The sequence below is a fragment of the Hymenobacter aerophilus DSM 13606 genome (genome assembly GCF_000382225.1).
GTDB lineage: Bacteria > Bacteroidota > Bacteroidia > Cytophagales > Hymenobacteraceae > Hymenobacter > Hymenobacter aerophilus.
In genome coordinates this window covers 1-8,894 of the sequence record NZ_KB907848.1, presented here as the reverse complement: position 1 = coordinate 8,894, position 8,894 = coordinate 1, and the positions used below count along the sequence as shown (strand labels likewise).

Annotated in this window: 7 protein-coding genes, 1 tRNA gene and 1 rRNA gene; 4 read left to right on the top strand and 5 right to left on the bottom strand. The window is 61.0% G+C overall.

Translation table 11 applies throughout. From position 1 onward, the window contains the following. Together H145_RS22145 and H145_RS0118975 are read right to left on the bottom strand one after the other, a co-directional pair. Positions 1-229: transposase (locus H145_RS22145; RefSeq protein ID WP_033426454.1), on the bottom strand; the 229-nt coding region annotated here is incomplete at its 3' end. Continuing rightward, a complete protein-coding gene (locus H145_RS0118975) occupies positions 186-1,706 on the bottom strand; it encodes a hypothetical protein (protein WP_019949730.1) in 1,521 nt (506 codons plus the stop codon). The genes H145_RS0118975 and H145_RS22145, both read right to left, overlap by 44 nt. A gap of 617 nt (positions 1,707-2,323) precedes the next feature. Here H145_RS0118975 and H145_RS0118965 point away from each other — a divergent pair. Continuing rightward, the gene (locus H145_RS0118965; RefSeq protein ID WP_019949728.1) at positions 2,324-2,734 is read left to right on the top strand and encodes a hypothetical protein; all 411 of its coding nucleotides are present in this window, start codon (positions 2,324-2,326) and stop codon (positions 2,732-2,734) included. 327 nt (positions 2,735-3,061) lie between these two features. Here the strand turns inward: H145_RS0118965 and H145_RS0118960 are convergent. Beyond that, positions 3,062-3,134, bottom strand: a tRNA-Met gene (locus H145_RS0118960). A gap of 230 nt (positions 3,135-3,364) precedes the next feature. On the opposite strand from H145_RS0118960, the gene H145_RS0118955 reads away from it, so the two are divergent. After that, positions 3,365-4,522, top strand: coding sequence for an alpha/beta hydrolase (locus H145_RS0118955; protein WP_240471734.1), 1,158 nt, complete (start codon positions 3,365-3,367; stop codon positions 4,520-4,522). A gap of 79 nt (positions 4,523-4,601) precedes the next feature. Here the strand turns inward: H145_RS0118955 and H145_RS0118950 are convergent, their stop codons facing one another. Continuing rightward, the gene (locus H145_RS0118950; RefSeq protein WP_157541824.1) at positions 4,602-6,467 is read right to left on the bottom strand and encodes a BamA/TamA family outer membrane protein; all 1,866 of its coding nucleotides are present in this window, start codon (positions 6,465-6,467) and stop codon (positions 4,602-4,604) included. Positions 6,468-6,719: 252 nt separating this feature from the next. Between H145_RS0118950 and hemW the strand changes: the two genes are divergently transcribed. Further along, the gene (gene hemW / locus H145_RS0118945) at positions 6,720-7,856 is read left to right on the top strand and encodes a radical SAM family heme chaperone HemW (protein WP_019949725.1); all 1,137 of its coding nucleotides are present in this window, start codon (positions 6,720-6,722) and stop codon (positions 7,854-7,856) included. 140 nt (positions 7,857-7,996) lie between these two features. Further along, on the top strand, positions 7,997-8,494 hold the full coding sequence (locus H145_RS0118940) for a hypothetical protein (RefSeq protein WP_019949724.1): 498 nt from the start codon (positions 7,997-7,999) through the stop codon (positions 8,492-8,494). Between the two features lie 229 nt (positions 8,495-8,723). Here the strand turns inward: H145_RS0118940 and rrf are convergent. Then, a 5S ribosomal RNA gene (gene rrf, locus H145_RS0118935) occupies positions 8,724-8,835 on the bottom strand. Positions 8,836-8,894: the final 59 nt, after the last annotated feature.

Genomic DNA, 8,894 nt, shown 5'->3' with positions numbered 1-8,894 from the left:
CCGCGCGCAGGGCCCGCACTTCCGGGTCGCGGGCCACTTCTATACTGCCTACTTCGGCGACGAGTTGGGCCTGCTGCCAGCGGTAGAGCAGCTTGGGGCTGATGCCCAGTTGCCGGGCCGCGGCTTGCGTGCTACGGCTCTCGCTGGCCAGGCGTAGGGCCTCGGCCTTAAACGCGTCGCCGTATTTACGCCGTTTGTCGGGCGACGTCCCGCTGGATTTTGCTGTCATAACAGAAGAAATATACGTCCTTCTTCTGTCCGTCTTGCCTAGACCACCTCAGGGCGTCGGTGGTTTGGTTGGCCGGGATGATAACCGATTGCTCCGTAGCCGTAGGTCCTGAGTTGCGGCCCTTCGTTTGCGAAATATCCCAGGGGTTGGTTTTCTTCGAGCTGGCCCCTTCCGCTTCCTGGTTGCCGGCTACGTCCTGGCCCCCGGTCCCGCTGTTCAGGGTGCGAGCCTTATCGGTAATGCTGCCCCGGTATTCAGCCCGAAATTCAGCCTTGCGGGCCTGCTCCGGGGTTAGCCCCTCAATGGTGGAAAGCAGGTAGGCGTAGGCGTCGGTATCGGAGGTAAACGCCTGACTGCGGCCTACGCGCTTGCCGTTGATGTACAAGGCCAGGTCGCGGCTGGTGATTCGGGCGGGCACCTTACCGTTACCCTGCGCGAGCTTGGTAGTCGTGCCGTTCTGGCCTACCACTTCCGCGCCCCGGTTGTCTACCAATACCTCAGCAAACGGGCTCCGGGCGCTGGCGAAGGTTACCCCCACGGTGGGATAATGGTTGGTTACTTGGGCCGGGTCTATACCAAGTGCCGTTTTCATGGTGCGCTGGCGCAGGCCGGTAGGCTCCGGGGTGTAGGTGCTGGCCTGATAGCCCACGGTCGGCGTAACGGTAATTTCCGACGCGGATTTCTTAGGGGCTGCCTTGGGAGCTTTGGGAGCTATCGGCCGGGCATACGTCTGAATCTCGGTGCTCCGCTGGTACGCGTGGGGAAGTAATAGCTCATCGAGGTACTGAGTATACCGCTTGGAGCCGGTCTGCTCCTGCTCGACTAGCTGCTGCTCTTGTTCCGTCAGCGGCTCTAACGCCTTCATCTTCTCCACCACCCCGGCCACCGTCGCCGCGTGGGCTTTCATCTGCTGGTCGATTAGCTTGCTCACAAACGGGTCGCGCCGGGCGGCCTCTACTACTTCCGGGCGGCTGGTGCGGGCAATGCGTCGGCCGGTCGTCGGGTCCAGCTTAAAAGCACCGTCTTCTACCTCAAAGAAGTTGGAGGTCGCCGTACTGCGCTGCCCATAGCGGCCGGGCGTGGCTGCCGTGGAAACGGTAGAGGAATCTTCTTTAGCGAGCTGGTCGAGGAACCGGGTAGCTACGGCGGTCCGGTCGAACGTATCCGGGTTGTCGAGCACGGCGCTGGGGGCGTCGGGGCTATAGGTACCCGGTTTAAGGATGTTCCCATCCTTGTCTTTCAGCGTGGCGTTCAAAGCCGCATCCACGGCGGCCGGGTTGTAGGGCGCATCGGCCCCGCTGGAAAGCCGGACCACATCCTTAAACCGGCTTTCGAGCTGCTTGGTCCAATCCACCTTACTGTTGTGGTTGGCGATAATCTCGTCGGCTTGGCTCTGCTTGTCAACGCTGTTCAGGTTGGGATTGTGAATCACGCCCTGAAGCTGCTTATAGAGCCCCGCCCGCTCTTGGTCGAGCATCGGTTTATAGGGCAAGAACCCAGTAGTAGCAATGCCCGACCGTAACCGCTGCATCTGCTGGGCTTCCTGTTGCTCCTGCTTCTGCTTGTTGGCGGCTGCCTTTTCGGCTGCGTGGCGGGCTATTAAATCCTGACGGGCAATCGTCGCTAGGGGTGCCCCGCCGCCCTGAAGAAGAAACGCTTCACCACTGCCCGCAACACCTAACGGAACGGGCGAATAATTTGGAAATGAGATTCTTGCCATTACCCAAATTTACGACAAAGCGAGCGGTCTGATTAGGGTTGGGCCTTGTGTGCTGCTGATAGCTGCCCCATATTGCAGGGCAAACCTATCTAACGTTCAACAATCTATGAGGAAGCTATTTGGCTCTTTCGCCCTTTTGCTGGCCCTGACTACGGCCGCGCCCATTGCCTCGACCATTACGGCCGCTACTGCTTCCGCCCCAGTGGCAGCCGCAACCACCGTCTATGTATGCGCCAATGGGAAGACGGTGGTCTACCACGGCGGCAAGGATTGCGCGGCCCTGCGTCGGTGTACCTATGAGGTCAAGAGCTTAACCACGACCCAAGCACAAGCCAACGGGTTGCGCGGGTGCATGAAATGTTACTAACAGGACTATGAAATACAAGTTTCTACCTGTTGCCTATGTAATGTGGCTTGTTTCCTCTTGTAGTTCAGGGACAGGTGAGGTTGAGCAAAAGCCCTCTCAAGCTGTTCCCACCATAGAGCAGACCGCAGATATAAACGATTGGCTTCTGAATAGCGATGGTAAACTAGACGCTGTATCAGCCAAATACAATGTGAGCAGGGATACCGTGCTAAAGATTATGATGGGATACTCTGGTATGGACTCTACTCAATCTACTCTGCTTTTTTCTGACTTACTCACCACGAAGAAGAAAGGCCCCGCCCAAGCAATTACCGCCGACCTAGCAAAACGGTATCAACTTCCTTATTCAACTGTAGGAGGCATGATTTACGACATGAAGGTATTGGAGTTGGCAGCACAAGATAAAACAGATGAATAAGGACACACTCTCAAAACTGGTAAGCTTTCGAGCTGCGATATTGTCCCTTCTAGCCGCCTTTGTATTTGTGCTCTACAACTGGGCCCAAAATGGGCGGTATCAGATGATAGGGGATAGGCATCTATTAGATACGGGTTCTGGCAAAATGTATATGCTCACCCCTGATAAAGATGGGCGGGCATATCACTGGGGTAAAATGTGTCCGGCTATTTGACGAATAAAGCCAACGCTCAGCGCATAAAGTGGCGAGGTGGCCCCAATTTGTCCTACAAACTGTCCCACGTACAAAAGAAAAGGGCGTTTCCGCAATGGAAACGCCCTTTTAGGTAGCGGGGACTGGACTCGAACCAGTGACCTTTGGGTTATGAGCCCAACGAGCTACCAACTGCTCCACCCCGCACTGTTTGGTAATACAAATGTACGCACGTTTTCGAGAAATGAGCTATCAACGGCTGAAATTTGCCATTTTGCGGGGTTTCATCCTTGATTATCAGCTATAAAAATTACCCTTTGCGCGGCGGGTTAAAGGCCGCCTGCCGCCGCTGCGTACATAATTCGGGAATAGTCGACACCCGGGGAAAGTAGCTGCGTTAAGCCTTTCATCTTTTTACCCTAATCGTTCTCCTAATTATGCTCACTTGTTCTACTCTGCAGTGGCGGCAAGTGCCGGCCCTGCTCGCCGGCCTGGGTTTGCTGGCGGCCTGCAACTCCAACCAAACCACCGAAACGGCCACCACCAACCCCGCCAACGACTCGGTAGCCACTGCGGCCGGCACTATGCCCGCCGGTGGCGGCACCATGGCCGCCGTGAAGCCCACCAGTCCGCCGCCGGCCTGGGCCCCCAACATCGCCCCCGAGATGCTGGCCGTTATCGAGAAGCTCGACAGCCTCAGCGGCCCCACCCCGCCCGATAAGCTCACCCCGGCCGAAGTCCGCAAGGCCCCTTCTTTCAAGGATGCGCTGATGGCCGTGATGCAGAAGTACAACATTCCGGCGCCCTACGCCGACGTGGATACCATGAGCAAGATGGCCGCCCCCGGCCTGAAAGTGCGGCTTTATACGCCGGCTGGCGCCACCGGCCCGCTACCGGTAGTGGTGTACTACCACGGCGGCGGCTGGGTCATTGCCAACCTTGACACCTACGACGCCTCGGCCCGCGGCCTGGCGGCCAAAACCGGCGCCATCGTGGCCTCGGTGGCTTACCGCCAGGCCCCCGAGCACAAGTTCCCAACGGCCCACAACGACTCGTTTGCGGCTTATCAGTGGGTGCTGAAAAACGCGGGCTCGTTTAATGGCGACCCCAAGCGCGTAGCCGTGGCCGGCGAAAGTGCCGGCGGCAACCTGGCCGCCGCCGTCAGCATGATGGCCCGCGACAAGGGCGTGCAGGTCCCCAAACACCAGGTGCTCATCTTCCCTATTGCGGGCTACGACCTGAACACCCCTTCTTATCAGGAGCACACCAAGTCGAAGCCGCTGTACAAGGATTTTATGGCCTGGTTCTTTAAGTACTACCTGCGCAGCCCCGCCGATGGCAAGAGCCCGCTGATTGACCTGGTGCACGCCAACCTGAAAAACCTGCCGCCCGCTACCGTTATCAGTGCTGGCATCGACCCACTGATGAGCGAGGGCAAGACGCTGGCCGACAACCTGAAAGCGGCCGGCGTGCCCACTACCTACCAGCTCTACCCCAACGTCACGCACGAGTTCTTCGGCATGGGCGCCGTGGTGCCCCAGGCCCGCGAGGCCGAGGATTTGGCCGCCAACGAGCTGAAAAGAGCCCTCAAATAAGGCTCCTGACCAGCCGGTTTTAGCTTCCACAAAAAAGAGCGGCCGCCCGGTGCCGGGCGGCCGCTCTTTTTTGTGGAAGCTAAAACCGGCTGGTGATGCCGAAGTGAATTTTGCCCGAGCTCAACCCGAAACGCTGCTGCTCGCTGCGGCCCAGGGCATACACGAATTGAAACTGGCCCGCGCCGGTACGGAAGCTCAGGCCCGCCCCTAGGCCGGTGGGCGTGTCGCGCGGGTAGGGGTCGTTGGGCAGGTCGCGGCGCAGGTAGGCTTGGTCGGCAAAGAGGAAAACGTAGGTGTCGGGGCCGGTGAACTGGCGGAACTCGGCCGTGCCCACGGCGTACTGGCTGGCGTAGAAGTTCAGCTCGTTGAAGCCGCGCAGCGTGGCCAGCCCGCCCAGCCGGAACAGGTCGTTGAGAAACAGCCGGTCGTTGAGCAGAGCCTCGCCCCGCAGCCGCGTGAGCAGCACCCCGCCCCGCCCGATGCGGAAGTACCGCTCGGCCCGCAAACCCAGGCTCACCTGGCGGGTGCGCAGCGCCAGGCCCTTGTAGAGCTCGGGCTTGAGGTCGGAATTGGGGCTGATGCGCTTGTTGCCGATGGCCGCCTGCCCGCTCAGCAGCAGGCCTCGCCGTGGGAAGTAGGGGTCGTCGAGCGTGTTCCAGGTGTAGTCGAGGCCGTAGGAGCCGAAGCGCGAGTCCACGTTTTCGGGCAGCCGGGTGGCCTGCTGCAGGGCCGAGTCTTGGTTGAGCAGGCGGGAGTTGCGCTGCTCGAAGAACAGGGCCAGCCGCCCCGCCCGCGCCGTGGGGTAGGCAACTTGTAGCCGCGGCCGGGTGGTCAGGAACAAGTCTGCCTGCTTGAGCAGATTAAACGAGGCGCTGACTTCGAGCGGCGTGCCAAAAAAGGTGGGGTGCAGGTACTGGGCGTCGAGCAGCTGCGAGGTGGCGTCGAGCTTGCGCCACTGCAGCCCCAGACCCTTGCCGCCGCCCCCGATGTTGCGCAGGTTCAGCGTCACGTCGCCGGTTATCTGCAGCTTCTTCTGGCCCAGGCCGGGGTTGGGGTTGGGCAACACGCCCACAATGGCGTCGAACTGGTTGGCCGTGCGGTCTTCGAGCAGAAAGTACACCCGCGCCCGGCCCCGGGCAAAGCGCACCTCAGGCGCGGCCTTCACTTGCAGGTACGGCAACTGGCGCAGGCGGCGGTCGGCATCGAGCAGGCGCTGCTGGCTGAATGGCTGGCCGGGCTCAATCTGCAGGTAGCGACTCAGAAACAGGGCTTTCGTTTTGGTTTTGCCGATCAGCTGGATGGAATCAAACACGATGGACGGCCCCCGGCGCAACACCACCCGGCCCTCTATTTCGGTGCCGCGGAGCGCCAGCGAGTCGAGGCCCACGGTGGCGAAGGGGTAGCCCTGGTTTTCGGCCTCCTCCAGCACGTTTTCCTGGAACTTCACCCACTCCTGGGGCCGCAGGGGCTGTTGGCGGTAGAGTTTCTCGCGGAAGCCGGCCCGCACCAGCAGCGCGTCGCCCAGGTTACCATTGCGCAGCCGGGCCCAGCGGAATGGCTCACCCACGTACAAACGCACCAGCAGCGTGTCGTGGCGCCAGCGCAGCTCGTCGGCCGAGGCCGTCAGGTAGGCATCGGCCTGCAGCGCCAGCACCAGCTGGCGCACCTCGCGCAGCGCCGCCAGCGAATCGGGCAGTTGCCGCCGGTAGCGGTAGGGCCGTAGTACGGCCTGGTCGGCAGCCTCGGTTTCGAGGCGCAGCACCACGGGCCGCACCGGCCGGGGTGGCACCGGCGGGGCTTTCCGGGCCGAATCGGGCGGTAGAGCCACGGCCGGCACCGCCGAAACCGGCGGGGCAGCCGGATTCAGGGGCGTACTGCCCTGGGCCGCCGCCCACCCGGTCGCACTCAGCAGCAAACACCAGAAAGCGAGGAGGCGGACGTACATTTGTGCCAGTGCAACGCGAACCGCGGCATTTAATTTCCCGAAGATACTTTTTGGTGGACGAAGGCCGGGGCTCTTACTACTGATTTCCCGCTCCCTGTGTCGGTGCGTGGCGCAAGGTTACCACCCGGCCCGGCGAACGGCAGCTCGCTTAATCAGTCGGGTTGAATTTGCTTGCCCGGCGCGTTGTTCCTGCCTCGCGTTGCGCTGGTTTATTGGAAACCGGGCCCAACTCCGCCCCACAGCCCCATTCCCTTGTCCGGTATCTACCTCCACATTCCCTTCTGCAAGCAGGCCTGCCACTACTGCGACTTCCACTTCAGCACCAGCATGGGCCTGAAGAGCCGCCTGATGGAGGCGCTGGTGGCTGAGATGGATCTGCGAGCCGACTACCTGCAGCCGGGCGCGACGATAGAAACCATCTATTTCGGTGGCGGCACTCCCTCGCTGCTCTCCGCCGCGGAACTGGACCAGCTGCTCGCGGCCATCAACCAGCGCTTTGCGGTGGCTTCCGATGCCGAAATTACTCTCGAAGCCAACCCCGACGACCTCACGCCCGCCAAAGTGCGCGAACTGGCCGCCTCGCCCATCAACCGGCTCAGCATCGGCCTGCAAAGCTTCCACGAGCCGCACCTGCGCCTCATGAACCGAGCGCACACGGCCCAGGAGTCGGGCCAGGCCGTGCGACGGGCCCAGGAGGCAGGCTTCGAGAATATTTCGGTGGATTTGATTTACGGCGTGCCGGCGCCCGACCACGGCATCTGGGAGGCCGATATGGCGGCGGCATTTGCGCTGCAGGTACCGCACCTCTCCTGCTACGCCCTCACCATCGAGCCCGACACTGTATTCGGCCGCCAGCTGCGTAAGGGCCAGTTCCGGCCGCCACCCGATGAGTTCGTGGCCCGGCACTTTGAAATGCTGTTGGCCGAAATGGCCCATCATGGCTACGAGCAGTACGAAATCAGCAACTTCTGCCGGCCCGGCCGCGAGTCACGCCATAATTCGGCTTATTGGGCCGGCGTGCCCTACCTGGGCCTGGGCCCCAGCGCCCACTCCTTCAACGGCCACAGCCGCCACGCCACGTTGGCCAACAACCCGCGCTACGTAACCGCCGTGCTCGACGAAGGCACGGTGCCGGCCACCGTAGAGGCGCTAAGCCCGCTGGATCAAGCCAACGAATACCTCATGACCAGCCTGCGCACGGCCCGGGGCTGCGACCTGAACCGCCTGCGCGACCAGTTTGGCATCGACCTGCCCGCTTCCCGGGCTGCTTATCTGGCCCAACTACAGGCCACTGGCCTGGCAACCCTAGCAGCCGGCTGGCTACGCCTGACCAACGCGGGCAAGCTCTTGGCCGACCACATTACGCTGGAGCTTTTTCAGGCGGCCTGATCACGCGCAACATCTTCCGTGCACCCAGGTCGGCCCTGCCCGGGTGGTGGCCGGCGCTATGGCTTTGCATCTTTTGTCTTTTCTTTGGAAGAAATGGCCGGTAACAGCGCCGGAAAATCCTTCCCGCCAACTCAAGAATAATGCGAAGACTGATAGACGCACTGGCCGACGACACGGATTTCTTCATCGAAAAAGTACACCTGACGGCTGTCGTTTTCGATAACTCCGACGACGTGACCATCTGGGCGACTACTGATTTCGACGGGGAGCCGCACTTTTTCCACCTGGGCCTTCCCTTCCAGCGCCTCGACCAGCTGCTCCGGCTGGCCGGCACGCGCTCCTCTCAACTGCAGGAAGACGTAGCCGAAGCCTTGGCCACTGTGCAGGAGTGGCCCTGCCTGCTCGAGTACACGACTGAAGCCCGCCCCCCCATTGCCCTGCCCAACGTGGCCCTGAAGCTCTCCTGCACCTACCCGGCCGACGACCTGTTTGGCGAGGATGAGGACGAGCCGACATTTGATATAACGATGGAAGAAGCCGAAGAAGAACAGGACAATGAGGATGAGGCCGCAGAGTATGAAGCCAGCCAGCCACATAATATCTTCTATTTGGAAGACGTTTTCTTACGAATGGTATAGATCCATAGCTACGTTTGCAGACGCGGCTTAGCTTATCCGGCCCCAAGCAGTAGCCCTGGTTTCCACTAACGCCAAACGGCCCGTCTCCTCATGCGAAGGAACGGGCCGTTCTACTATACGCCTAGCCCAGCATCACTGCTACGGCAGAGCTGGCCAGCATAGCTATAAACGCGAGCTGCCCCGCGCATTCCTTGGATGAAGGAACGCTGCGGGGCAGCAGGCTTGATAAGGTTGGCGGCGACCGACTCTCCCACCGGTGAAGGCAGTACCATAGGCGCTCCGGGGCTTAACGACTCTGTTCGGAATGGGAAGAGGTGAACACCCGGGCTAAAGCCACCATTATCAATTCAGCTCATGCTAGCGTGTTCGCACCAGCAGGCTGTGAAATTCGACATAGAGG

What these genes read in the sequence shown, in the direction of transcription:
- H145_RS0118975 (WP_019949730.1), bottom strand. Translation starts at nt 1,706, where the DNA reads ATGCTCGACCAAGAGCGGGCGGGGCTCTATAAGCAGCTTCAGGGCGTG.
- H145_RS0118965 (WP_019949728.1), top strand. Translation starts at nt 2,324, where the DNA reads ATGAAATACAAGTTTCTACCTGTTGCCTATGTAATGTGGCTTGTTTCC.
- H145_RS0118955 (WP_240471734.1), top strand. Translation starts at nt 3,365, where the DNA reads ATGCTCACTTGTTCTACTCTGCAGTGGCGGCAAGTGCCGGCCCTGCTC.
- H145_RS0118950 (WP_157541824.1), bottom strand. Translation starts at nt 6,467, where the DNA reads ATGTACGTCCGCCTCCTCGCTTTCTGGTGTTTGCTGCTGAGTGCGACC.
- H145_RS0118940 (WP_019949724.1), top strand. Translation starts at nt 7,997, where the DNA reads ATGCGAAGACTGATAGACGCACTGGCCGACGACACGGATTTCTTCATC.